The organism is Escherichia sp. AM3 (genome assembly GCF_032029835.1).
Classification (GTDB): Bacteria; Pseudomonadota; Gammaproteobacteria; order Enterobacterales; family Enterobacteriaceae; genus Escherichia; species Escherichia coli.
Genome location: NZ_JAVUPQ010000040.1, coordinates 15,542 through 39,575, shown reverse-complemented (window position 1 = coordinate 39,575; position 24,034 = coordinate 15,542). Strand labels below are relative to the sequence as shown.

Here is a 24,034-nt window from a genome sequence, read left to right as displayed (position 1 = left end):
GGTGGAGCTGCATGACAAAGTCATCGGGCATTATCTGAACATAAAACACTATCAATAAGTTGGAGTCATTACCAACAACTGGCGTGTGAATATGTTGATGAATTAACGCCAGCAGCCAAACTGGTGGGTGCCATCAACACCATCGTTAATGATGATGGCTACCTGCGCGGCTATAACACCGACGGCACGGGCCATATTCGAGCCATTAAAGAGAGCGGTTTTGATATCAAAGGCAAAACAATGGTGCTGTTAGGGGCCGGAGGTGCCTCAACGGCGATTGGCGCGCAGGGGGCAATTGAAGGTTTAAAAGAAATTAAACTCTTTAACCGTCGGGATGAGTTCTTCGATAAAGCCCTCGCCTTCGCGCAGCGGGTTAACGAAAACACCGATTGTGTCGTCACGGTTACCGATCTCGCCGATCAGCAAGCCTTTGCTGAAGCCCTGGCTTCCGCCGACATTTTAACCAATGGCACAAAAGTGGGTATGAAACCCCTTGAGAATGAATCATTGGTTAATGATATCAGTCTGTTACATCCGGGACTGCTGGTCACTGAATGCGTGTATAACCCGCATATGACGAAGTTATTGCAGCAGGCGCAACAAGCTGGTTGCAAAACGATTGATGGATACGGCATGTTGTTGTGGCAAGGGGCTGAACAGTTCACGTTATGGACTGGCAAAGATTTCCCTCTGGAATATGTTAAACAGGTCATGGGGTTCGGTGCCTGACAGGCTGACCGCGTGCAGAAAGGGTAAAAAATGAAAACCGTAACTGTAAAAGATCTCGTCATTGGTGCGGGCGCACCTAAAATCATCGTCTCGCTGATGGCGAAAGATATCGCCCGCGTGAAATCCGAAGCTCTCGCCTATCGTGAAGCGGACTTTGATATTCTGGAATGGCGTGTGGACCACTTTGCCGACCTCTCCAATGTGGAGTCTGTCATGGCGGCGGCAAAAATTCTCCGTGAAACCATGCCAGAAAAACCGCTGCTGTTTACCTTCCGCAGTGCCAAAGAAGGCGGCGAGCAGGCGATTTCCACCGAGGCTTATATTGCTCTCAATCGTGCAGCCATCGACAGCGGCCTGGTTGATATGATCGATCTGGAGTTATTTACCGGCGATGATCAGGTTAAAGAAACCGTCGCCTACGCCCACGCGCATGATGTGAAAGTTGTCATGTCCAACCATGACTTCCATAAAACGCCGGAAGCCGAAGAAATCATTGCCCGTCTGCGCAAAATGCAATCCTTCGACGCCGATATTCCTAAGATTGCGCTGATGCCGCAAAGTACCAGCGATGTGCTGACGTTGCTTGCCGCGACCCTGGAGATGCAGGAGCAGTATGCCGATCGTCCAATCATCACGATGTCGATGGCAAAAACTGGCGTAATTTCTCGTCTGGCTGGTGAAGTATTTGGGTCGGCGGCAACTTTTGGTGCGGTAAAAAAAGCCTCTGCGCCAGGGCAAATCTCGGTAACTGATTTACGCACAGTATTAACTATTTTACATCAGGCATAAGCAATAATATTTCGGCGGGAATATCCTCCCCCGCCGAACTAAAAAAATATATTCAACCGTATTTAATAAAAATATTTCGTGAGTCTCTGTGCGCTAATTATCCATCTGGCGTAGGGAAAATCACACCTGAATCAGGAATTAACAATGAAACCTGTAAAACCACCTCGTATTAATGGACGAGTGCCGGTCCTGTCGGCACAGGAAGCGGTGAATTATATTCCCGACGAAGCAACACTTTGTGTGTTAGGCGCTGGCGGCGGTATTCTGGAAGCCACCACGTTAATTACTGCTCTTGCTGATAAATATAAACAGACTCAAACGCCACGTAATTTATCGATTATTAGTCCAACAGGGCTTGGCGATCGCGCCGACCGCGGTATTAGTCCGCTGGCGCAAGAAGGTCTGCTGAAATGGGCATTATGCGGTCACTGGGGACAATCGCCGCGTATTTCTGATCTCGCAGAACAAAATAAAATTATTGCTTATAACTATCCACAAGGTGTACTTACACAAACCTTACGCGCCGCCGCAGCCCACCAGCCTGGTATTATTAGTGATATTGGCATCGGGACATTTGTCGATCCACGCCAGCAAGGCGGCAAACTGAATGAAGTCACTAAAGAAGACCTGATTAAACTGGTCGAGTTTGATAACAAAGAATATCTCTATTACAAAGCGATTGCGCCAGATATCGCCTTCATTCGCGCTACCACCTGCGACAGCGAAGGCTACGCCACTTTTGAAGATGAGGTGATGTATCTCGACGCATTGGTTATTGCCCAGGCGGTGCACAATAACGGCGGTATTGTGATGATGCAGGTGCAGAAAATGGTTAAGAAAGCCACGCTGCATCCTAAATCTGTCCGTATTCCGGGTTATCTGGTGGATATTGTGGTGGTCGATCCGGATCAAACCCAACTGTATGGCGGTGCACCGGTTAACCGCTTTATTTCTGGTGACTTCACCCTTGATGACAGTACCAAACTTAGCCTGCCCCTAAACCAACGTAAATTAGTTGCGCGGCGCGCATTATTCGAAATGCGTAAAGGCGCGGTGGGGAATGTCGGCGTCGGTATTGCTGACGGCATTGGCCTGGTCGCCCGAGAAGAAGGTTGTGCTGATGACTTTATTCTGACGGTAGAAACAGGTCCGATTGGCGGAATTACTTCACAGGGGATCGCCTTTGGCGCGAACGTGAATACCCGTGCCATTCTGGATATGACGTCCCAGTTTGATTTTTATCACGGTGGCGGTCTGGATGTTTGTTATTTGAGTTTTGCTGAAGTCGACCAGCACGGTAACGTCGGCGTGCATAAATTCAATGGTAAAATCATGGGCACCGGTGGATTTATTGATATCAGTGCCACTTCGAAGAAAATCATTTTCTGCGGCACATTAACTGCGGGCAGTTTAAAAACAGAAATTACCGACGGCAAATTAAATATCGTCCAGGAAGGACGGGTGAAGAAATTTATTCGGGAACTACCGGAAATTACTTTCAGCGGAAAAATCGCTCTCGAGCGAGGGCTGGATGTTCGTTATATCACTGAGCGCGCAGTATTCACGCTGAAAGAAGACGGCCTGCATTTAATCGAAATCGCCCCTGGCGTCGATTTACAAAAAGATATTCTCGACAAAATGGATTTCACCCCAGTGATTTCGCCAGAACTCAAACTGATGGACGAAAGATTATTTATCGATGCGGCGATGGGTTTTGTCCTGCCTGAAGCGGCTCATTAACAGGAGTATAATGATGGATTTTTCTTTAACTGAAGAACAAGAACTGCTGCTGGCCAGTATTCGCGAACTGATTACGACTAACTTTCCGGAAGAGTATTTCCGCACCTGCGATCAAAACGGGACATATCCGCGTGAGTTTATGCGGGCGCTGGCGGATAACGGTATTTCCATGCTTGGCGTGCCGGAAGAATTTGGTGGTATCCCTGCGGATTACGTCACCCAAATGCTGGCGCTGATGGAAGTGTCAAAATGCGGTGCTCCGGCATTTTTAATTACCAACGGTCAATGTATTCACAGTATGCGCCGTTTCGGTTCTGCAGAGCAGCTACGTAAAACGGCAGAAAGCACCCTGGAAACCGGCGACCCCGCCTATGCCCTGGCGTTGACGGAACCAGGTGCTGGCTCAGATAACAACAGTGCCACCACCACTTACACGCGTAAAAACGGCAAGGTTTACATCAACGGACAGAAAACCTTTATTACCGGTGCGAAAGAGTACCCGTATATGCTGGTGTTGGCGCGCGATCCGCAACCGAAAGATCCCAAAAAAGCCTTCACCCTGTGGTGGGTCGACTCCAGTAAGCCCGGCATTAAGATTAACCCGCTGCATAAAATCGGCTGGCATATGCTCAGCACCTGCGAAGTCTATCTCGACAACGTGGAAGTTGAAGAGAGCGACATGGTGGGCGAAGAAGGAATGGGTTTCCTCAATGTGATGTACAACTTTGAGATGGAGCGCCTGATCAACGCCGCGCGCAGCACCGGCTTTGCCGAATGCACCTTTGAAGATGCCGCCCGCTATGCCAACCAACGTATCGCTTTTGGTAAGCCCATTGGTCATAACCAGATGATCCAGGAAAAACTGGCGCTGATGGCGATTAAGATTGACAACATGCGCAACATGGTGCTGAAAGTGGCATGGCAAGCCGATCAGCATCAGTCACTGCGCACCAGCGCGGCGCTGGCAAAACTGTATTGCGCACGTACCGCAATGGAAGTCATTGATGATGCGATTCAAATCATGGGCGGTCTGGGCTATACCGATGAAGCGCGCGTCTCCCGCTTCTGGCGTGATGTCCGTTGTGAACGTATCGGCGGCGGTACAGACGAAATTATGATTTACGTAGCAGGTCGGCAGATCCTGAAAGACTATCAGAACAAATAATCTGCAGGCGGCGCAGCTTCTTAACAAACTGCGCCGCCAGATTTATCCAACAAGACTTACCGGTTGAGGAAATTCAGATAGGATTTCTTGTTCCGCAAAACAGTTTTTAAATTGCCTGCGGTAATCGCTGGGTGAACAGCCGACATGGCGCAAAAACAGTTTGCCAAAGTGATCGACATTTTCATAACCCACACGCCAGGAGATCTCTGCCTGTGATAATTCAGTATTAGTGAGTAACCATTTCGCTTCCGTCATACGCCGTTGAATAACATAGTTAATTGGGGAAATACGATACTCTTTGGTAAATTCATGGCAAATATAACTGACGCTGGCACGAAATTTTTTCGATAACTGTTCTAAAGTGATTTTTTCGCGATAATTATTATTCAGATAGAAAAGAATATCTTTTATCAGAACATCTTTTTTAATATACCCCTGCTCCGAACGATAAGCATTTTTAAAGTTTTCGTAGTAAAGAATTGCTAATGTATAGGCAAATGCATCCCATAACGAAGATGTTTGGCTATTTTTACTTTGCGGCAAAATCACACTTAGCTCATTAAATAAGGTTTTAATGACTTCTTTTCCCTGCCCCGCGGCAATTACCGGACAAGAATGCGGTTGCAGTAGATGATTTTCCTCAGCCCCCTGAAACTGAAAGCCGTACAGCGCACAGGTACACGTCGTTGCCGGATCGTTAACGTCAGAGGCCACCGCATGCAGCCTGCCGCGTTCTATCACCACTATATCATCTGCATGCGCGACATATAACGAAGAATCGATGGTAAACCTTGCCACCCCTTTCTTGACGTAAATCAGCTCGGTTTCATTGTCATGAACGTGATGTCCAGACTCCCATTTTGGATCATCGCTAAATGCAAAACGTGAAAGCCGTGGCGTTTTACCAGCGACAAACAGCGTTTCACTGGCATTATCAAAACAGCGTTGATACATGACAACCTCCCTATTCCATGAGCAAGCAAAAACAATATATGCCGGATAAAATACGGCGTGTATTGCGGTTATACAACCGCGTTTAGCGAGAGCTAAACAAGATTATTTACACTGAATGCAAGATTGTACGGTCATGGAATAACTATATTGCCGCAAATTGCACTTTTGTTTTAGCGATCGCATTTTTTTTGCAAGATTGTTGGCAAGGAAAACAGCTTGCTCCGTCGAAAACCCCGCACCGCTATCGCACACTATTTTCAGGCCATTTTTACCTTCCATCGGAGATGGTTCCGTATGCGACTCACAGGAGAAATCATGAAAATAATAACCTGCTTTAAGCTGGTGCCTGAAGAACAGGACATTGTTGTCACTCCAGAATACACCCTGAATTTCGACAATGCCGACGCCAAAATCAGCCAGTTCGATCTCAATGCCATTGAAGCTGCAAGCCAGCTTGCAACAGATGACGATGAGATAGCCGCGCTGACCGTTGGCGGCTCATTGTTGCAGAACTCGAAAGTGCGCAAAGACGTGCTATCCCGCGGGCCGCACAGCCTGTATATGGTGCAGGATGCACAACTTGAGCATGCACTGCCTCTCGATACCGCAAAAGCGCTGGCGGCAGCAGTTGAAAAGATCGGCTTCGATTTACTGATCTTTGGTGAAGGTTCCGGCGACCTTTATGCCCAGCAGGTTGGCTTGCTGGTCGGAGAAATTCTGCAACTTCCGGTGATTAATGCAGTGAGTGCTATTCAGCGTCAGGGCAATACACTGGTGATTGAACGCACGCTTGAAGATGACGTTGAAGTTATTGAACTCTCTGTTCCAGCCGTGCTCTGCGTCACCTCCGATATTAACGTGCCACGCATTCCTTCGATGAAAGCCATTCTCGGCGCGGGTAAAAAACCGGTAAATCAGTGGCAGGCAAGTGATATTGGCTGGAGCCAGAGCGCACCACTTGCTGAACTGACCGGCATTCGCGTACCGCCGCAAACAGAACGTAAGCACATCATTCTCGATAACGATTCGCCGGAGGCCATTGCCGAGCTGGCGGAACATCTGAAGAAAGCCCTGAACTGAAGCCTACGGAGAAGAAACGATGAGTCAATTAAACAGCGTCTGGGTCTTTAGCGATAATCCTGAACGTTATGCTGAACTGTTTGGCGGCGCTCAGCAATGGGGCCAACAGGTGTATGCCATTGTACAAAATACCGACCAGGCGCAGGCAGTTATGCCTTATGGTCCAAAATGTATTTATGTTCTTGAGCAAAACGACGCGCTGCAACGCACTGAAAATTACGCCGAAAGCATTGCTGCTCTGCTGAAAGATAAACACCCCGCTATGTTGCTACTGGCCACGACGAAACGTGGTAAAGCTCTGGCAGCACGGTTAAGTGTGCAACTGAATGCGGCGCTGGTGAACGATGCCGCGGCGGTGGATATTGTCGATGGTCACATTTGCGCCGAACACCGGATGTATGGCGGGTTAGCGTTCGCTCAGGAAAAGATCAACAGCTCGCTGGCGATCATTACCCTTGCACCCGGTGTTCAGGAACCGTGCGCCAGTGATAACTCTCATCAGTGCCCGACAGAAACGGTACCTTATGTTGCTCCGCGTCATGAAATTCTCTGTCGCGAGCGCCGTGCGAAAGCGGCAAGCAGCGTGGACCTGAGCAAAGCAAAACGTGTGGTTGGCGTCGGTCGTGGTCTGGCAGCGCAGGATGACCTGAAAATGGTCCACGAACTGGCGGCGGTGCTGAATGCTGAAGTCGGCTGTTCACGTCCAATTGCCGAAGGCGAGAACTGGATGGAGCGTGAACGTTATATCGGTGTCTCCGGCGTGTTGCTGAAATCCGATCTCTACCTGACGCTGGGGATCTCCGGGCAGATCCAACATATGGTTGGCGGCAACGGCGCAAAAGTGATTGTCGCCATCAATAAAGATAAAAATGCGCCAATCTTCAACTATGCCGACTACGGTCTGGTGGGCGATATCTACAAAGTCGTCCCTGCCCTGATTAGCCAGTTGAGCCGCTAATTCCCCTTTCAACCACATCTCCCGCTGTAAACGCAGCGGGAAGGGAGCATAACGCATGTCGGATGACAAATTTGATGCCATTGTGGTCGGTGCGGGCGTTGCTGGTAGCGTTGCCGCACTGGTCATGGCACGAGCCGGGCTGGATGTCCTGGTGATAGAACGCGGCGACAGTGCCGGATGTAAAAACATGACCGGCGGGCGCCTTTATGCCCACACACTTGAAGCAATCATTCCAGGCTTTGCAGCATCAGCGCCGGTAGAACGCAAGGTCACACGCGAGAAAATCTCCTTCTTAACCGAAGAGAGCGCCGTTACCCTCGATTTTCACCGCGAGCAACCAGATGTTCCGCAACACGCATCTTATACCGTATTGCGTAATCGTCTGGACCCGTGGTTGATGGAACATGCCGAGCAGGCGGGCGCACAGTTTATCCCGGGAGTTCGCGTCGATGCGCTGGTTCGTGAAGGAAACAAGGTCACTGGCGTCCAGGCTGGGGATGATATTCTCGAAACGAATGTGGTGATTCTGGCTGATGGCGTTAACTCGATGCTTGGCCGCTCGCTGGGAATGGTTCCCGCTTCCGATCCGCATCATTACGCTGTTGGTGTTAAAGAGGTTATTGGCCTCACACCAGAACAGATCAACGATCGCTTTAATATTACGGGCGAGGAAGGTGCCGCCTGGCTGTTTGCCGGTTCCCCTTCTGACGGCCTGATGGGTGGCGGATTCCTCTATACCAATAAGGATTCCATATCGTTGGGGCTGGTTTGTGGATTGGGTGATATCGCCCATGCGCAAAAAAGCGTGCCGCAAATGCTGGAAGATTTTAAACAACACCCCGCCATTCGCCCGCTGATTAGCGGCGGCAAACTGCTTGAATATTCCGCGCATATGGTGCCGGAAGGCGGTCTGGCAATGGTGCCGCAACTGGTTAACGAGGGCGTGATGATCGTTGGTGACGCCGCAGGCTTCTGCCTGAATTTGGGTTTTACGGTCCGCGGCATGGATTTAGCCATTGCATCGGCTCAGGCTGCCGCCACAACGGTGATCGCCGCCAAAGAACGCGCGGATTTCTCCGCCAGCAGTCTTGCGCAATACAAACGTGAGCTGGAACAAAGCTGCGTCATGCGTGATATGCAGCATTTTCGCAAGATCCCGGCGCTGATGGAAAACCCGCGCCTGTTTAGCCAATACCCACGAATGGTAGCCGACATCATGAACGAGATGTTCACCATTGACGGCAAACCAAACCAGCCGGTACGCAAAATGATCATGGGACATGCGAAGAAAATCGGGCTGATCAACTTGCTGAAAGATGGCATTAAGGGAGCAACCGCGCTATGAGCCAGAACGCTACGGTTAACGTCGACATCAAATTAGGCGTCAATAAATTCCATGTTGATGAGGGCCACCCGCATATCATTTTGGCGGCAAATCCCGATATCAATGAATTCCGTAAATTAATGAAAGCCTGCCCTGCCGGACTTTATAAGCAGGATGACGCCGGCAACATTCATTTTGATTCTGCCGGTTGTCTGGAGTGCGGCACCTGTCGGGTGTTGTGCGGTAACACTATTCTCGAACAGTGGAAATATCCCGCAGGTACCTTCGGTATTGATTTCCGTTACGGCTAATCACGCATCCCACAGGCCCGCACATCGGGCCTGATGTTCTGTTTCGAGAGTCCAAAATGAAAGTGACATTAACGTTTAACGAACAACGTCGTGCGGCGTATCGTCAGCAAGGGCTATGGGGCGATGCTTCGCTGGCCGATTACTGGCAGCAGACCGCTCGTGCGATGCCAGACAAAATTGCCGTGGTCGATAATCATGGAGCATCGTACACCTATAGCGCACTCGATCACGCCGCGAGCTGTCTGGCAAACTGGATGTTAGCGAAGGGTATTGAATCAGGCGATCGCATCGCATTTCAACTGCCAGGCTGGTGTGAATTTACCGTTATCTATCTTGCCTGCCTGAAAATCGGTGCGGTTTCCGTACCGCTGTTGCCTTCCTGGCGGGAAGCAGAACTGGTGTGGGTGCTTAATAAGTGTCAGGCAAAAATGTTCTTTGCACCGACGTTGTTTAAACAAACGCGTCCGGTAGATTTAATCCTGCCGCTGCAAAATCAGCTTCCACAACTACAACAAATTGTCGGCGTGGACAAACTGGCTCCCGCCACCTCTTCCCTCTCATTAAGTCAGATTATCGCCGACAATACCCCACTGACCACGGCGATAACGACCCACGGCGATGAATTAGCTGCGGTGCTGTTTACCTCCGGAACCGAGGGTCTGCCAAAGGGCGTGATGCTAACGCATAACAATATTCTCGCCAGTGAGCGGGCTTATTGCGCGCGGCTGAATCTGACCTGGCAGGATGTCTTTATGATGCCTGCGCCACTCGGCCACGCAACGGGCTTTCTGCATGGCGTAACAGCACCATTTTTGATTGGCGCTCGCAGCGTGTTGTTAGATATTTTCACTCCTGATGCGTGTCTCGCGCTGCTTGAGCAGCAGCGTTGCACCTGTATGCTCGGCGCAACGCCGTTTGTCTATGATCTTTTGAATTTACTAGAGAAACAACCCGCAGACCTTTCAGCGCTGCGCTTCTTTCTTTGCGGCGGTACCACAATCCCCAAAAAAGTGGCACGTGAATGCCAGCAGCGCGGCATTAAATTATTAAGTGTTTATGGTTCCACAGAAAGTTCGCCGCATGCGGTGGTGAATCTCGATGATCCTTTGTCGCGCTTTATGCACACCGATGGTTACGCTGCCGCAGGTGTAGAGATTAAAGTGGTCGATGACGCACGCAAGACCTTACCGCCAGGTTGCGAAGGTGAAGAAGCCTCGCGTGGCCCCAATGTGTTTATGGGATATTTTGATGAACCTGAATTAACCGCCCGTGCGCTGGATGAAGAAGGCTGGTATTACAGCGGCGATCTCTGCCGTATGGATGAGGCTGGCTATATAAAAATTACCGGACGCAAAAAAGATATTATTGTCCGCGGCGGCGAAAATATTAGCAGCCGTGAAGTGGAAGATATTTTATTGCAGCATCCTAAAATTCACGATGCCTGTGTGGTTGCAATGCCCGATGAACGTTTAGGTGAACGATCATGCGCTTATGTCGTGCTGAAAGCGCCGCATCATTCATTATCGCTGGAAGAGGTGGTGGCTTTTTTTAGCCGTAAACGGGTCGCAAAATATAAATATCCTGAACATATCGTGGTAATCGAAAAACTACCGCGCACTGCCTCAGGTAAAATACAAAAGTTTTTGTTAAGAAAAGATATTATGCGGCGGTTAACTCAGGATGTCTGTGAAGAGATTGAATAAGTTTCATCTTCGGGGATCACATAAACCCGGCGACAAAACGCCGCCGGGTATTTATTTTATTTCTTCAGTTCAGCCAGGCTTAACCAGGTTTGCACCACGGTGTCCGGATTCAGAGACAGGCTATCGATCCCCTCTTCCATCAACCATGCGGCAAAGTCTTCGTGGTCGGACGGACCCTGACCGCAAATCCCGACATATTTGCCCTGTTTCTTCGCGGCACGAATCGCCATCGACAACAGTGCTTTCACCGCATCGTTGCGCTCATCGAACAATTCAGACACCACGCCGGAGTCACGGTCCAGACCGAGCGCCAGCTGCGTCATATCGTTTGAGCCAATTGAGAAGCCGTCGAAATATTCGAGGAACTGCTCGGCCAGCAAGGCGTTGGACGGGATTTCACACATCATGATGATTTTCAGCCCGTTCTCACCACGCTTCAGCCCCTGACGCGCCAGTTCCTCAACCACCGCTTTCGCCTGATCTACGGTACGCACGAACGGGATCATGATCTCAACGTTGGTCAGCCCCATGTCGTTGCGCACACGTTTCACTGCTTCGCACTCCAGCGCGAAACAGTCGCGGAAGCTGTCGGAAACATAGCGTCCCGCGCCACGGAAGCCGAGCATCGGGTTCTCTTCATCTGGCTCGTAACGCTCACCACCGACCAGGTTGGCATATTCGTTCGATTTAAAATCAGAGAGACGGACAATGACGCGCTTCGGATAAAACGCGGCACCCAGCGTCGCGATCCCTTCAGTCAGACGACCAACGTAAAATTCACGCGGAGAATCAAAACCTTTCATCATCTCGCGGATTTCGTTTTGCAACTGCGGTTCCTGATCGTCAAACTCAAGCAGTGCGCGTGGGTGGACGCCAATCATACGGTTGATGATAAATTCCAGACGCGCAAGTCCCACGCCTTCGTTCGGCAGACAGGCGAAGTCGAAAGCTCGGTCCGGGTTACCGACGTTCATCATCACTTTCAACGGCAGATCCGGCATCGTTTCTACGCTGGAGCTTTTCACGCTAAATTCCAGCAACTCCGCATAGACGTAACCGGTATCACCTTCGGCACAAGAAACAGTGACGTTCTCACCGTCTTTCATCCGTTCTGTTGCATCACCACAGCCCACTACCGCCGGAATGCCCAGTTCACGAGCGATGATCGCCGCGTGACAGGTACGACCGCCACGGTTGGTGACGATGGCAGATGCTTTCTTCATGATCGGTTCCCAGTCCGGGTCGGTCATGTCAGTGACCAGCACGTCACCAGGTTCGATGCGGTTCATTTCGCTGATATCATGGATGACTTTCACCGGACCCGCACCGATGCGATGACCGATAGCACGGCCTTCGGCGATAATCTTACCCTGTGAATGCAGCGTATAACGCTCCATGACCTGACCGCGTGAGCGCACGGTTTCCGGACGCGCCTGCACAATGAACAGTTTACCGGTGTGGCCATCTTTCGCCCACTCAATATCCATCGGGCGACCGTAGTGTTTCTCAATTTGTACGGCCTGTTTTGCCAGTTCCTGCACTTCTTCGTTGGTCAGCGAGAAGATGTCACGCTGTTCCTGCGGTACGTCTTCGATTTTAACCTGCTTGCCGTGCTCCTGGGTCGGCGCGTAAACCATGCGGATTTTTTTCGACCCCATGGTGCGGCGCACGATAGCCGGGCGATTCGCTGCAAGTGTCGGTTTATGGACGTAAAACTCATCCGGGTTAACCGCGCCCTGCACGACCATTTCACCAAGGCCCCATGCGGAAGTGATAAACACCACCTGGTCAAAGCCGGATTCGGTATCAATGGAGAACATCACGCCAGAAGATGCGAGGTCAGAGCGCACCATCCGTTGAACACCGGCGGAGAGCGCCACACCACGGTGATCGTAACCCTGGTGCACACGATAAGAGATGGCGCGATCGTTAAACAGAGAAGCAAATACATGTTTCACTGCCACGAGAACGGCGTCAAAACCCTGAACGTTGAGGAAGGTTTCCTGCTGACCGGCAAAGGAAGCGTCCGGCATATCTTCTGCAGTAGCGGAGGAGCGCACCGCAAAAGAGGCGTTTTCGTCATCGGCGGAAAGCTGTGCATAAGCTTCGCGGATGGCATTTTCCAGCTCAGGCTGGAAGGGAGTGTCGATAATCCACTGGCGGATTTGCGCGCCCGCTTTCGCAAGCTGGGTAACATCGTCAATATCCGTTTTATCCAGCAGTTCATAAATGCGCTGGTTTACGCCGCTTTGGTCCAGAAACTGGTTAAACGCGTCGGCGGTTGTGGCGAAACCATTCGGAACGGAAACACCCATTCCGGAAAGGTTAGTAATCATTTCACCCAGGGAGGCATTTTTGCCCCCAACCCTGTCTACATCATTCATGCCGAGTTGGTTATACCAAAGCACCAGCGGTGACGAGCCATTGTTGGACATCGAACAATCCTTTTGTGATAAATGAACGGTTTGAGAAACACATTTCTGCGCATTTATCTTTGCATATTTAACCGGATGAAAAAAACGGTGAATCGTTCAAGCAAATATATTTTTTTACTTTTTAAGACTGATCCCAGCGTTGCGCAAATCTGCTCTCTTCGACAATTTCCACATAAACCATCGGTATAAACGAAACCATAAAAATGAAATGCTGTTTTCATAAAAAATAAAATTGAAGGTTCATTTTATAAACCAGACATAACGTCCTACGCTTCTGTGCGTTTTTAATTTATGCTTTCATAGAATTATGTCTGCATCACGGGAAGAACAAAATGGATAATGCTGTTGATCGCCACGTTTTTTATATTTCTGATGGTACGGCAATAACTGCGGAGGTATTAGGACACGCAGTAATGTCACAATTTCCCGTCACTATCAGCAGCATTACGCTGCCGTTTGTCGAAAATGAGAGCCGTGCACGGGCAGTGAAGGATCAGATTGACGCAATTTATCACCAGACAGGCGTGCGCCCGCTGGTCTTCTACTCCATCGTGTTGCCGGAGATTCGCGCCATCATCTTGCAAAGTGAAGGCTTTTGCCAGGATATCGTTCAGGCGCTGGTTGCCCCGCTACAACAAGAGATGAAACTGGATCCAACGCCGATTGCTCATCGTACCCATGGCCTTAACCCTAATAATCTCAATAAATATGATGCGCGCATTGCGGCGATTGATTACACCCTCGCCCACGATGACGGCATTTCGTTGCGCAATCTGGATCAGGCTCAGGTGATCCTGCTCGGTGTTTCTCGCTGTGGTAAAACCCCCACCAGTCTGTATCTGGCAATGCAATTTGGTATCCGCGCGGCAAACTACCCCTTTATTGCCGACGATATGGATAATCTGGTGCTACCCGCGTCGCTCAAACCGCTTCAGCATAAATTGTTCGGCCTGACTATCGACCCGGAACGTCTGGCGGCGATTCGCGAGGAACGTCGGGAGAACAGCCGCTATGCCTCGCTTCGTCAGTGCAGGATGGAAGTCGCGGAAGTAGAAGCGTTGTACCGTAAAAATCAGATCCCGTGGATTAACAGTACCAATTATTCGGTAGAAGAGATTGCCACCAAGATCCTCGATATCATGGGGCTTAGCCGCCGAATGTACTAGAGAACTAGTGCATTAGCTTATTTTTTTGTTATCATGCTAACCACCCGGCGAGGTGTGACACACCTCGCACTTGAAATCAGCTGCGATTGGTTTATCGTGATGCGCATCACTTCCCGGTAGTCCTGCCGTAGAAGCAACAAATTTCTGAGACTTGTAATGAACAGAACTGACGAACTCCGTACTGCGCGTATTGAGAGCCTGGTAACGCCCGCCGAACTCGCGCTACGGTATCCCGTAACGCCTGGCGTCGCCACCCATGTCACCGACTCCCGCCGCAGAATTGAAAAAATACTGAATGGTGAAGATAAGCGACTGTTGGTCATTATTGGCCCCTGCTCGATCCACGATCTCACCGCTGCAATGGAGTACGCCACCCGTCTGCAGTCGCTGCGCAACCAGTACCAGTCACGGCTGGAAATCGTAATGCGCACCTATTTTGAAAAACCACGAACTGTTGTCGGCTGGAAAGGGCTAATCTCCGATCCGGATTTAAACGGCAGCTATCGGGTAAATCACGGTCTGGAGCTGGCGCGCAAATTACTTTTACAGGTAAATGAGCTGGGTGTCCCTACCGCGACTGAGTTTCTCGATATGGTGACCGGTCAGTTTATTGCTGATTTAATCAGTTGGGGCGCGATTGGCGCACGTACTACCGAAAGTCAGATCCACCGCGAAATGGCTTCAGCACTCTCCTGTCCGGTAGGTTTTAAAAATGGTACCGATGGCAACACGCGGATTGCCGTGGATGCTATCCGCGCAGCCCGCGCCAGCCATATGTTCCTCTCGCCAGACAAAAATGGTCAGATGACCATCTATCAGACCAGCGGCAACCCGTATGGCCACATTATTATGCGTGGCGGCAAAAAACCGAATTATCATGCCGATGATATCGCCGCAGCCTGCGATACGCTGCACGAGTTTGATTTACCTGAACATCTGGTGGTGGATTTCAGCCACGGTAACTGCCAGAAGCAGCACCGTCGCCAGTTAGAAGTTTGTGAGGATATTTGTCAGCAAATCCGCAATGGCTCTACGGCGATTGCTGGAATTATGGCGGAAAGTTTCCTGCGCGAAGGAACGCAAAAAATCGTCGGCGGTCAGCCGCTCACTTACGGTCAATCCATTACCGACCCGTGTCTGGGCTGGGAGGATACCGAACGCCTGGTCGAAAAACTCGCCTCTGCGGTAGATACCCGCTTCTGAATGCGTGCCCATTCCTGACGGAATGGGCATTTCTGCGCAACTTGTTGTCTTCTCAACAAATTACTGCTTGCTCTGGTCAGCCATAATATTGATAATAAGAATCATTGTTATATCAATTATTATTAATTTTTATGCGTTATACGGATAGCAGAAAACTCACGCCTGAAACGGATGCCAATCACAAGACCGCTTCCCCGCAGCCTATTCGGCGAATTTCCAGCCAGACACTGTTAGGTCCGGATGGCAAACTGATTATCGATCATGACGGGCAAGAATATCTGCTCCGTAAAACTCAGGCTGGCAAGCTGCTGTTGACCAAGTAGCCTTTAACTCGAGCAGCTGACTTCCAGCCGTTTACCCCAGTCAGGTGGACGACTGACATAGTCATCATCTCTGTCGCTGAAAGGATTTCGCAACGCCTCATGCAGGCGGTGCAATTCCGTCATATCACCCTTTTCTGCCGCTTCAATCGCCCGTTGCGCCAACCAGTTGCGCAATACCAGAGCGGGGTTAACGCTTTGCATCAGTTGCTGACGCTCACTATCGCTAACCTCGTCTTGTTGCAAACGCCCCCGATAACGGGCAAACCAGTCATCAAATGCCGCACGATCAATAAACTCATCACGTAGCGGTGACGCCGCGCTGTGCTGCTCGGTCAGACTCAGCATGCGGAATGTGCGGGTATAATCGCTGCGCTCTCGCGCCATCAGACTGAATAATTCATTCAGTAGCGCGTTATCCTCTTTTTGCTCCGTCATGAAGCCCAGTTTCTGCCGCATCCGTTCTCCATAATGCGTCAACAAAACCTGCTGATAGCTGTCCAGGGCCTCATTCAGGGCATCTACGGCAACAAATGGCGACAATGTCTGCGCCAGACGCTGTAAATTCCACAACGCGACGGCAGGTTGATTATCAAAGCTGTAACGCCCTTGATGATCCGAGTGATTACAAATAAAACCGGGTTCGTAATCATCAAGAAAACCAAACGGCCCGTAATCAAGCGTCAGCCCCAGCAGCGACATGTTGTCGGTATTCATCACCCCATGAGCAAAGCCGACCGTCTGCCATTGGGCAATTAACGACGCGGTACGTGCGACAACATCGCTAAACCAGAGACGGTATTTGTCCTCATCATCTTCAAGATGTGACCAGTAATGACGAATAGCAAAGTCAGCTAACTGACGAACCTTTTCCGACTCGCGGCGGTAGTAAAAATGTTCGAAATGACCAAAGCGCAGATGACTTGGTGCCACACGCATCAGCATCGCGCCTGGCTCCGCCGTTTCCCGATACACTGGCGAATCGCTGGTGACGATACTTAACGCGCGGGTCGTCGGAATGCCCAGATAATGCATCGCCTCACTGGCGAGACTTTCTCGTATCGTCGAACGTAAAACCGCCCGTCCATCACCCATTCGCGAATAAGGCGTCAGGCCAGCACCTTTCAGATGCCAGTCCATTGTAGTGCCATCAGCAAGCAGTTGTTCGCCGAGTAAAATGCCGCGCCCATCACCCAGTTGGCCCGCCCAGACGCCGAACTGATGACCACTGTAAACCTGCGCCAGTGGTGACATACCAGGCAGTAGGGCTTCGCCGCCCCAGACACCTGCGCCATTTTTAAACAGCGACGATGGAATACTCAGCGTGTTAGCCAGTTCGGTATTATGCCAAATCAGCCGGGCATTATTTAAAGGCGTAGGGGAAAGTGCTGTATAGGTTTCTGGCAATTCATCGCGCCAGCGGGTAACAAAAGACAGGGTCATAGATCCTCCTGTTTGATAGTGTAGACGGTTACTCTCGTCTTAAACACCAGCAAACAGAAGGGTTATCGCTGAACCAACGTCGTTATCTGATTTATGGGAACGGCAGGCCACAGGCATCCCTGGAGAGCATGGAAATCGAAGGGGGTAATCTGTGCCAATATTTCTGCCGTATCAATGCCTCCCGCAATGATGCAATTGCAACAAGGGGAAATTTGCGCCTGGATCGCACGAATAAACGGTTCGAAGGAGCGGTGCGTGATTTGTTGCTGAATAAAACTTTTATCCAGCATGACGCGGGTGAAAAGACCATCAAAAACCGCTTTCATTGTGCTATTGCCTGCTCCCAAATTACCTAACACAAGGGGATACACTTGCGATAAGGATAAAAGACCGCGATTATCTTTTCCTTCATTGAGATGCGGGTAATTCTCATTAATCAACAGTTCAATAAACGGATATTTTAATAGTTCGCCTGCGTAATTATCCCTCTCTAATAATAATGTAGCCACTTGTGGCGTTAAATTAAGCCAGGCAAAGAGTTTATGTTGAATAAAAAAATGTTGGCATGATTTTAGTAATTCCAACTGCTCTGAAAATAATTGCCAATGTTGCTCCTCGGTAAGTTGCGCTATAACCCGACTCGTCGGGATACGCACCGTGCCATCTTCACTGGAGAAATGGGTAATTAACTCAACGCCGACAAGGACTTGCTGGTTATCTCTTATCGGCAGGAAATAGCAATCAGAATGATAAAGATTCTCCAAAAAAATCTTCATGGTAACCGTCCCTCTCGAAGGATGTTTTTCAGTATCCGGCTAAAAGGGATAAGGCCATAAGACATAACAATTACAGAAGGAGTAACTTTCATTTGTTCCATGTTAACCACTTTTTCAGGGGTCCTTTTTTTAGATTATCCTGATTATAAACGAATAATCCATTTACGGAATTTTTGTCTGCAAAATACTACTGTATTCAGGAGTAAATGGACGGCGATGTATCATCGCCGTCCATTTTTCGACATACTAGATTCGTCTCGCCTGCCAGAAATTTTTCTGCCAATAGACATTATCAAGTGAGGAACGCATCACTCCCTTGCTGGTAGAGGCGTGGATAAATTGGTTGTTGGTATCGTAAATACCTACATGCAAACCATTTTGTCCGGACCCCGTTTTGAAAAAGACCAGGTCACCAGGCAGCAACTCGTCTTTATCAATTTGCGTGCCGATAGAGGCTTGTTCTTTGGTTTCTCGGGGCAGCTGCAAATCGAAACGATCGCGCATCGTTACAACCACAAATCCCGAACAGTCCACACCGCGCCGCGTCATGCCACCATAACGATACGGCGTGCCATGCCAGCTTTGTAGCTGGTCGTTCAAACCGGCAATAACGGTAATCGAATCAGAAAGTCTGGCATTTGGCGGCGGTGCTTTATGGTGGCTACACCCGACCAGAAACAGTGCTGTGATCAAAATAAGGCAGAAACGCATTCCGTACGGTTCCTCTGTTTTTTATTCTTGCATTAATTTAGCGTCGTAATTACCCGATTTTCAAGATACTAATGAAATCAGATGGTCGAAATCAGCATTCTGTGACCTTCGATATCCAGACGGCGAAAATTCATCCCATAGGCCTGCGCCAGATTTGGCGGCGTGAGCACCTCTTCCCTGCGTCCACTGGCCAGCATTTTTCCACCTTTTAGCAACCACGCCCGATGCGCATGACGCAATGTGTGGTTGAGATCGTGACTGCTCATCACAATCGCCAGTCCTTGCTGACACAGCGCGCTCAGAATTTTGTCTAACGCACTTTGTTGCGCAACATCAAGACTGTTCATCGGCTCATCAAGAAGCAGCAATTGGCCTGCGGGATTGGCTTGTGGTGTGATTTGCAACACCACCGCAGCAAGACGTACGCGTTGCCATTCACCGCCGGAAAGTTGATTGGTGCTACGTCCGAGTTTGTCATCAAGAGCCAGCGCCCCTGCGACATCATTCAGTAGTTCGGTACGCGTTTTATCGTGCTGATGCAGTGTCAGGTAGTGCCAGACCGGCATTGCAAACGGCGGCGTCTGCTGTTGTGAAAGATAGGCGCGATGCAGCGCGAGTTTTGTTGCGGACCATGCTTCCAGTGGTTGCCCCGCGAACTGAATGCTTCCCTTACCGCTGGTCATTCCGGCCATTCGCGCCAGTAAGGTACTCTTACCCGCGCCATTCGGCCCCACCAGGTGCAGGATCTCCCCAGCCCGAACCTCGCCAGAAAGCGGCCCCAGGCGGGTAGATTCCGCAACATCTTGTAACTGCATCACAATAGACATTATTTTGCCAACGCCAGTTTAATGCTTTCCATCACAATGGGATCTTCCGGCGTCATATCCGGGGAAAAACGCTGGATGACTTTTCCGTCCCTGCCAACCAGGAATTTTTCAAAATTCCATAAAATATCATCCGGGTACAGCGGTGCACGGCCTTTGCTGACCATACGGGCATAGAATCCGCTCTCTTCCGGCGCGACTGCGGTCGGCGCTGCGGCAATCAATTTTTGATACAGCGGATGGCGTCCTTCGCCATTAACTTCAATCTTACTGAACATCGGGAACGTCACCCCCCATGTGGTGGTACAGTAAGTTTTAATCTCTTCATCGCTGCCCGGTTCTTGTTCCAGAAACTGGTTGCACGGGAATCCCAGCACCACAAAACCTCGATCGGCCCAGGCTTTCTGAATATTCTCCAACTGCTCATATTGCGGCGTTAAGCCACACTTTGAGGCGACATTGACAATCAACAGCACATTACCGGCGTACTTCTCCAGCGTGGTCACTTCACCGTCGATATCTTTCACTACGGTCGTCAGAATGGAATCTTGCATCGTTTCTCCTGGGTGTGGTCAGTAAAAATCTTAGCTTTTAATCATAGACCGTCTTTTTGCGGCTAACGTCTTGCTTTTAACAATAACCAGATAAACACCGGCGCACCCAACGTTGCGGTGACCACGCCAATAGGCAGCTCTGCGGCAGCTAATGCCAGGCGCGCTACAATATCGGCCAGCAGCAATGCGCTCGCCCCTGCCAGCGCGCAGCCGGGAAGTAATACGCGATGATCGGTTAAACCACACAACCGAAGAATATGTGGGATCACCAGACCAATAAAGCCGATAGCACCCGCCAGCGCCACACTGACGCCAACCATCCAGCCGGTCGCGGCCACCAGCACATTGCGCCAGAACCACAGGGGTAAACCCAGTTGCCGCGCCGAGATCTCGCCAAGTGCTAACATATTCATCGGCCTGGACTGACAACAGATCCACAACAACACGGGGATCAATGCCAGCATCAGCCAGCTTTGCCGCCAGTCTACGCCGCCAAAACCGCCCATCATCCAGTACATCAGCTGACGTAAATCAACAGAGGTGGAAAAGTAGATAGCCCACGTCATTAGTGCGCTACAGATAATCCCTAATGCAACGCCAGCCAGCAATAACCGACTGGTCGAAAGATGACGACGGGCGAAACGTAAGAGTATTAAAGTGATGATAAGCGCGCCAGCAATCGCACACAGCCCTAGCGCCCAGTTGGGGAGTTGCCCTTGCCCAAGCAATACCGCGGCGATAAGCCCCACGCCTGCGCCGTTAGAGACGCCAAGTAGTCCAGGTTCTGCCAGAGGATTTTCAAACAACGCCTGCATTACAGCGCCGGATATAGCCAGCGCCGCACCAACCAGCAATACAGCCAGCGTACGTGGCAGGCGAATTTGCCAGACGAACAGTTCGCCACGAGGAGTAAACCAGTCACCTGGCGAGATCCATTGTTCACCGGCGCAAAGGCTTAAGAGAAGCGCCAGCAGCATCAAAACTGACAGGCATAATAACCAGCGAATATTTTGTCGCTGTTGTTGGCGGGCAAGTGTCAGCATGGTATCCGTTCTGCTGAAGTGTCATGGCGTTGATTTTACGGTGACTCTTCGACAGTGAAAAGAAAAAAGGCCGCAGAGCGGCCTTTTTAGTTAGATCAGATTACTCGTCTTTGGGCGAAGCGTTTTCGACCCGGCTTTTTAACTTCTGCCCGGGTCTGAAGGTCACCACGCGCCGTGCTGTAATGGGAATATCCTCGCCCGTTTTCGGGTTACGTCCCGGGCGTTGATTCTTATCACGCAGATCGAAGTTACCAAAACCAGAGAGTTTCACCTGTTCGCCGTTTTCCAGAGCGCGACGGATCTCTTCGAAAAACAGTTCAACCAGTTCTTTGGCATCCCGCTTGCTAAGCCCAAGCTTATCAAACAGATATTCTGACATTTCAGCTTTTGTAAGCGCCATAGGTTCAATCCCTCAATGATGCCTGGAATCGCTCTTTTAATGCCTCTACACATTTGGCGACGGTAGCGGCAATCTCCTCTTCTTCGAGTGTACGGCTGGTATCTTGCAGGATCAGGCTTATGGCGAGGCTCTTATACCCCTCCGCAACACCCTTACCGCGGTACACGTCAAATAAGTTTACGCCAACTACCTGATTTACGCCAACTTTCTTACATTCGGATAAAATATCCGCTGCGGGAACGTTTTCTGCGACCACCACCGCGATGTCACGACGGTTCGCCGGGAAGCGAGAAATCTCGCGCGCCTGAGGCACCACGCGGTCTGCGAGCTTGTTCCACTCCAGTTCGAACACCAGAGTGCGACCGTTAAGATCCAGTTTACGTTCCAGTTCAGGATGAACAACCCCAACAAAACCAATACGTTCACCTTTCAGATAAATCGCTGCGGATTGCCCCGGATGCAGTGCCGGATTCGCTTCTGCACGGAACTCAACCTCATTCAGTTTACCGGTCAGGTCGAGAACGGATTCAAGATCGCCTTTCAAATCATAGAAATCAACGGTCTCTTTTGCCAGGTTCCAGTGCTCTTCGTAACGGTTACCGCAAATCACACCGGCTAACATCAGATCCTGACGAATGCCCAACGGTGCCTGAGTATCTGGTACGAAACGCAGACCGCTTTCGAAAATGCGCACACGGTTCTGCTGACGGTTCTGGTTGTACACCACGGTTGCCAGCAGGCCAGTCCACAGAGAAAGACGCATTGCTGACATTTCAACAGAGATCGGGCTTGGCAGCAGTAAGGCTTCAACGCCTGGATGGATCATCTGCTGCACTTTCGGATCAACGAAGCTGTAGGTGATCACTTCCTGATAGCCTTTGTCGTTGAGCAGCGTTTTCACGCGCTTGAGCGACAGGTCAGCTTCACGGTGAGTACTCATAATCAGGCTTGCCTGTACCGGCTCATCCGGGATGTTGTTGTAGCCGTAAACACGCGCGACTTCTTCAACCAGATCTTCTTCAATCTCCATATCGAAACGCCAGCTCGGCGCAACTGCCTGCCATTCGTCTTTGCCTTCGGTCACTTCGCAGCCGAGACGACGCAGAATGTCAGTTACCTGCTCATCCGCAATATGATGGCCGATCAGGCGATCCAGTTTGCTACGACGTAGAGTGATGGTTGCACGCTTCGGCAGCGTTGCTTCGTTGGTGATATCAATTACCGGGCCAGCCTCACCACCGCAGATGTCGATCAGCAGACGGGTCGCACGTTCCATCGCTTTGTGCTGCAGTGCCGGATCAACGCCACGCTCATAACGGTGAGACGCATCGGTATGCAGGCCATGACGACGAGCACGACCGGTGATAGACAGCGGGCTAAAGAACGCGCATTCCAGCAGCACGTTTTGTGTTTCGTCATTCACGCCAGAGTGTTCGCCACCGAAGATGCCGCCCATCGCCAGCGCCTTGTTGTGGTCGGCGATGACCAGAGTGTCAGCATTCAGCTTCGCTTCAGTACCGTCGAGCAGCACCAGCGTTTCGCCCTCTTTCGCCATCCGCACCACAATGCCGCCTTCAATGCGATCTTTATCGAAAGCGTGCATCGGCTGGCCCAGTTCGAGCAGCACATAGTTGGTGACGTCAACAACTGCATCGATAGAACGGATCCCGCAACGACGCAGTTTTTCTTTCATCCACAGCGGAGTTGGCGCTTTAACGTTAATGCCTTTTACCACACGGCCAAGATAACGCGGGCAGGCTTCCGGCGCTTCGACTGTAATCGGCAGCGTGTCGTCGATGGTCGCACCAACCGGAACGATTTCCGGTTGAACCAGCGGCAGCTGGTTCAGCACGGCAACGTCACGCGCAACACCAATGATGCCTAAGCAGTCGGCACGGTTTGGCGTCACGCTGATTTCGATGGTGTTGTCATCAAGTTTCAGGTATTCACGGATATCGGTGCCAATCGGCGCATCCGCAGGCAGTTCGATAATGCCGCTGTGATCGTCAGAAATGCCCAGTTCAGAGAAGGAGCACAGCATCCCTTCAGACGGTTCGCCACGCAGTTTCGCCGCTTTAATTTTGAAATCACCCGGCAGAACAGCACCAATGGTCGCTACCGCCACACGCAGGCCCTGACGGCAGTTTGGCGCACCGCAGACGATGTCCAGCAGGCGATCGCCGCCGACATTCACTTTTGTCACACGCAGTTTGTCAGCGTTCGGATGCTGCGCACACTCAACCACTTCACCAACGACCACGCCGTGGAAGCTGCCGGCAACCGGTTCTACACCGTCAACTTCCAGGCCCGCCATAGTGATTTGATTTGCCAGCGCATCGCTATCAATCGCCGGGTTCACCCATTCGCGTAACCACAGTTCACTGAATTTCATAATCTATTCCTGCC

At 50.6% G+C, this 24,034-nt stretch carries 22 protein-coding genes and 1 pseudogene; 13 read left to right on the top strand and 10 right to left on the bottom strand.

Features of this window, described 5'->3' with window-relative positions; all coding sequences use genetic code 11:
• Position 1: 1 nt before the first annotated feature.
• The 5 genes and pseudogenes from RTW80_RS31395 (at position 2) to RTW80_RS15020 (ending at position 4,423) form a co-directional block, all read left to right on the top strand.
• Complete coding sequence (locus RTW80_RS31395; protein ID WP_003032489.1) at positions 2 to 58, top strand: IS1 family transposase; 57 nt, start codon at positions 2 to 4, stop codon at positions 56 to 58.
• Positions 59 to 72: 14 nt separating this feature from the next.
• Positions 73 to 729: pseudogene (gene ydiB / locus RTW80_RS15035) on the top strand (quinate/shikimate dehydrogenase); the annotation flags it as partial.
• Between the two features lie 30 nt (positions 730 to 759).
• Positions 760 to 1,518 carry a type I 3-dehydroquinate dehydratase gene (gene aroD / locus RTW80_RS15030; RefSeq protein WP_000860163.1) on the top strand — a complete coding sequence of 253 codons (759 nt, stop codon included), beginning with the start codon at positions 760 to 762 and terminating at the stop codon, positions 1,516 to 1,518.
• A gap of 144 nt (positions 1,519 to 1,662) precedes the next feature.
• Complete coding sequence (locus RTW80_RS15025; protein WP_000805640.1) at positions 1,663 to 3,258, top strand: acyl CoA:acetate/3-ketoacid CoA transferase; 1,596 nt, start codon at positions 1,663 to 1,665, stop codon at positions 3,256 to 3,258.
• 13 nt (positions 3,259 to 3,271) lie between these two features.
• Positions 3,272 to 4,423, top strand: coding sequence for an acyl-CoA dehydrogenase (locus tag RTW80_RS15020; RefSeq protein WP_000347856.1), 1,152 nt, complete (start codon positions 3,272 to 3,274; stop codon positions 4,421 to 4,423).
• 42 nt (positions 4,424 to 4,465) lie between these two features.
• Here the strand turns inward: RTW80_RS15020 and RTW80_RS15015 are convergent, their stop codons facing one another.
• A complete protein-coding gene (locus RTW80_RS15015; protein ID WP_000284783.1) occupies positions 4,466 to 5,377 on the bottom strand; it encodes an AraC family transcriptional regulator in 912 nt (303 codons plus the stop codon).
• A 315-nt stretch (positions 5,378 to 5,692) separates the two neighbouring features.
• On the opposite strand from RTW80_RS15015, the gene RTW80_RS15010 reads away from it, so the two are divergent.
• The 5 genes from RTW80_RS15010 to fadK are packed head-to-tail and all read left to right on the top strand — an operon-like array spanning position 5,693 to position 10,753.
• A complete protein-coding gene (locus RTW80_RS15010) occupies positions 5,693 to 6,457 on the top strand; it encodes an electron transfer flavoprotein (protein WP_000692154.1) in 765 nt (254 codons plus the stop codon).
• A gap of 19 nt (positions 6,458 to 6,476) precedes the next feature.
• Positions 6,477 to 7,415, top strand: a complete 939-nt coding sequence (locus RTW80_RS15005; RefSeq protein ID WP_033548923.1) for an electron transfer flavoprotein subunit alpha — start codon at positions 6,477 to 6,479, stop codon at positions 7,413 to 7,415.
• A gap of 55 nt (positions 7,416 to 7,470) precedes the next feature.
• Positions 7,471 to 8,760, top strand: coding sequence for an FAD-dependent oxidoreductase (locus RTW80_RS15000; RefSeq protein WP_001278497.1), 1,290 nt, complete (start codon positions 7,471 to 7,473; stop codon positions 8,758 to 8,760).
• Positions 8,757 to 9,050: a ferredoxin family protein gene (locus tag RTW80_RS14995; protein WP_000081070.1), complete on the top strand. Its 294-nt coding sequence runs from the start codon at positions 8,757 to 8,759 to the stop codon at positions 9,048 to 9,050. Before RTW80_RS15000 ends, RTW80_RS14995 begins: the two co-directional genes overlap by 4 nt.
• A 56-nt stretch (positions 9,051 to 9,106) precedes the next feature.
• Positions 9,107 to 10,753 carry a medium-chain fatty-acid--CoA ligase gene (gene fadK / locus RTW80_RS14990; protein WP_000869246.1) on the top strand — a complete coding sequence of 549 codons (1,647 nt, stop codon included), beginning with the start codon at positions 9,107 to 9,109 and terminating at the stop codon, positions 10,751 to 10,753.
• A gap of 56 nt (positions 10,754 to 10,809) precedes the next feature.
• Here the strand turns inward: fadK and ppsA are convergent, their stop codons facing one another.
• Entirely contained in the window at positions 10,810 to 13,188 is a 2,379-nt protein-coding gene (gene ppsA / locus RTW80_RS14985; RefSeq protein ID WP_000069375.1) for a phosphoenolpyruvate synthase, read from the bottom strand.
• A gap of 332 nt (positions 13,189 to 13,520) precedes the next feature.
• Between ppsA and ppsR the strand changes: the two genes are divergently transcribed.
• From ppsR to hemP, 3 genes are all read left to right on the top strand, one after another.
• Positions 13,521 to 14,354, top strand: coding sequence for a posphoenolpyruvate synthetase regulatory kinase/phosphorylase PpsR (ppsR, locus tag RTW80_RS14980; RefSeq protein ID WP_000368046.1), 834 nt, complete (start codon positions 13,521 to 13,523; stop codon positions 14,352 to 14,354).
• Between the two features lie 156 nt (positions 14,355 to 14,510).
• Positions 14,511 to 15,557: a 3-deoxy-7-phosphoheptulonate synthase AroH gene (aroH, locus tag RTW80_RS14975; RefSeq protein ID WP_001082226.1), complete on the top strand. Its 1,047-nt coding sequence runs from the start codon at positions 14,511 to 14,513 to the stop codon at positions 15,555 to 15,557.
• A 131-nt stretch (positions 15,558 to 15,688) separates the two neighbouring features.
• Positions 15,689 to 15,880 carry a hemin uptake protein HemP gene (gene hemP / locus RTW80_RS14970; RefSeq protein WP_001270809.1) on the top strand — a complete coding sequence of 64 codons (192 nt, stop codon included), beginning with the start codon at positions 15,689 to 15,691 and terminating at the stop codon, positions 15,878 to 15,880.
• A gap of 3 nt (positions 15,881 to 15,883) precedes the next feature.
• Here hemP and selO read toward each other — a convergent pair whose 3' ends face one another.
• From selO to pheT, 8 genes are all read right to left on the bottom strand, one after another.
• Entirely contained in the window at positions 15,884 to 17,320 is a 1,437-nt protein-coding gene (gene selO / locus RTW80_RS14965) for a protein adenylyltransferase SelO (protein WP_000175706.1), read from the bottom strand.
• A gap of 62 nt (positions 17,321 to 17,382) precedes the next feature.
• The gene (ydiV, locus tag RTW80_RS14960; RefSeq protein WP_001300634.1) at positions 17,383 to 18,096 is read right to left on the bottom strand and encodes an anti-FlhDC factor; all 714 of its coding nucleotides are present in this window, start codon (positions 18,094 to 18,096) and stop codon (positions 17,383 to 17,385) included.
• A 246-nt stretch (positions 18,097 to 18,342) separates the two neighbouring features.
• Positions 18,343 to 18,807 (bottom strand): NlpC/P60 family protein, encoded by a 465-nt coding sequence (locus RTW80_RS14955; protein ID WP_001209791.1) that lies wholly within the window; start codon positions 18,805 to 18,807, stop codon positions 18,343 to 18,345.
• Between the two features lie 77 nt (positions 18,808 to 18,884).
• Positions 18,885 to 19,634, bottom strand: coding sequence for a vitamin B12 ABC transporter ATP-binding protein BtuD (btuD, locus tag RTW80_RS14950; RefSeq protein ID WP_000029466.1), 750 nt, complete (start codon positions 19,632 to 19,634; stop codon positions 18,885 to 18,887).
• On the bottom strand, positions 19,634 to 20,185 hold the full coding sequence (btuE, locus tag RTW80_RS14945) for a bifunctional thioredoxin/glutathione peroxidase (protein ID WP_001154183.1): 552 nt from the start codon (positions 20,183 to 20,185) through the stop codon (positions 19,634 to 19,636). The genes btuD and btuE overlap by 1 nt, the downstream gene beginning before the upstream one ends.
• A 62-nt stretch (positions 20,186 to 20,247) precedes the next feature.
• Entirely contained in the window at positions 20,248 to 21,228 is a 981-nt protein-coding gene (gene btuC, locus RTW80_RS14940; protein WP_000956529.1) for a vitamin B12 ABC transporter permease BtuC, read from the bottom strand.
• Between the two features lie 100 nt (positions 21,229 to 21,328).
• Complete coding sequence (gene ihfA / locus RTW80_RS14935; protein ID WP_001229265.1) at positions 21,329 to 21,628, bottom strand: integration host factor subunit alpha; 300 nt, start codon at positions 21,626 to 21,628, stop codon at positions 21,329 to 21,331.
• Between the two features lie 4 nt (positions 21,629 to 21,632).
• Positions 21,633 to 24,020, bottom strand: a complete 2,388-nt coding sequence (pheT, locus tag RTW80_RS14930) for a phenylalanine--tRNA ligase subunit beta (protein WP_312719428.1) — start codon at positions 24,018 to 24,020, stop codon at positions 21,633 to 21,635.
• Between the last annotated feature and the right edge of the window lie 14 nt (positions 24,021 to 24,034).

Excerpts from the sequence above, each read along its gene's own strand:
- hemP (WP_001270809.1), top strand. The coding sequence starts at position 15,689 with ATGCGTTATACGGATAGCAGAAAACTCACGCCTGAAACGGATGCCAAT.
- RTW80_RS15015 (WP_000284783.1), bottom strand. The coding sequence starts at position 5,377 with ATGTATCAACGCTGTTTTGATAATGCCAGTGAAACGCTGTTTGTCGCT.
- aroD (WP_000860163.1), top strand. The coding sequence starts at position 760 with ATGAAAACCGTAACTGTAAAAGATCTCGTCATTGGTGCGGGCGCACCT.
- RTW80_RS15020 (WP_000347856.1), top strand. The coding sequence starts at position 3,272 with ATGGATTTTTCTTTAACTGAAGAACAAGAACTGCTGCTGGCCAGTATT.
- RTW80_RS15005 (WP_033548923.1), top strand. The coding sequence starts at position 6,477 with ATGAGTCAATTAAACAGCGTCTGGGTCTTTAGCGATAATCCTGAACGT.
- ydiV (WP_001300634.1), bottom strand. The coding sequence starts at position 18,096 with ATGAAGATTTTTTTGGAGAATCTTTATCATTCTGATTGCTATTTCCTG.
- aroH (WP_001082226.1), top strand. The coding sequence starts at position 14,511 with ATGAACAGAACTGACGAACTCCGTACTGCGCGTATTGAGAGCCTGGTA.
- btuD (WP_000029466.1), bottom strand. The coding sequence starts at position 19,634 with ATGTCTATTGTGATGCAGTTACAAGATGTTGCGGAATCTACCCGCCTG.
- RTW80_RS15025 (WP_000805640.1), top strand. The coding sequence starts at position 1,663 with ATGAAACCTGTAAAACCACCTCGTATTAATGGACGAGTGCCGGTCCTG.
- RTW80_RS15010 (WP_000692154.1), top strand. The coding sequence starts at position 5,693 with ATGAAAATAATAACCTGCTTTAAGCTGGTGCCTGAAGAACAGGACATT.
- btuC (WP_000956529.1), bottom strand. The coding sequence starts at position 21,228 with ATGCTGACACTTGCCCGCCAACAACAGCGACAAAATATTCGCTGGTTA.
- RTW80_RS14995 (WP_000081070.1), top strand. The coding sequence starts at position 8,757 with ATGAGCCAGAACGCTACGGTTAACGTCGACATCAAATTAGGCGTCAAT.
- ihfA (WP_001229265.1), bottom strand. The coding sequence starts at position 21,628 with ATGGCGCTTACAAAAGCTGAAATGTCAGAATATCTGTTTGATAAGCTT.
- pheT (WP_312719428.1), bottom strand. The coding sequence starts at position 24,020 with ATGAAATTCAGTGAACTGTGGTTACGCGAATGGGTGAACCCGGCGATT.
- ppsR (WP_000368046.1), top strand. The coding sequence starts at position 13,521 with ATGGATAATGCTGTTGATCGCCACGTTTTTTATATTTCTGATGGTACG.
- RTW80_RS15000 (WP_001278497.1), top strand. The coding sequence starts at position 7,471 with ATGTCGGATGACAAATTTGATGCCATTGTGGTCGGTGCGGGCGTTGCT.
- ppsA (WP_000069375.1), bottom strand. The coding sequence starts at position 13,188 with ATGTCCAACAATGGCTCGTCACCGCTGGTGCTTTGGTATAACCAACTC.
- RTW80_RS14955 (WP_001209791.1), bottom strand. The coding sequence starts at position 18,807 with ATGCGTTTCTGCCTTATTTTGATCACAGCACTGTTTCTGGTCGGGTGT.
- btuE (WP_001154183.1), bottom strand. The coding sequence starts at position 20,185 with ATGCAAGATTCCATTCTGACGACCGTAGTGAAAGATATCGACGGTGAA.
- selO (WP_000175706.1), bottom strand. The coding sequence starts at position 17,320 with ATGACCCTGTCTTTTGTTACCCGCTGGCGCGATGAATTGCCAGAAACC.
- fadK (WP_000869246.1), top strand. The coding sequence starts at position 9,107 with ATGAAAGTGACATTAACGTTTAACGAACAACGTCGTGCGGCGTATCGT.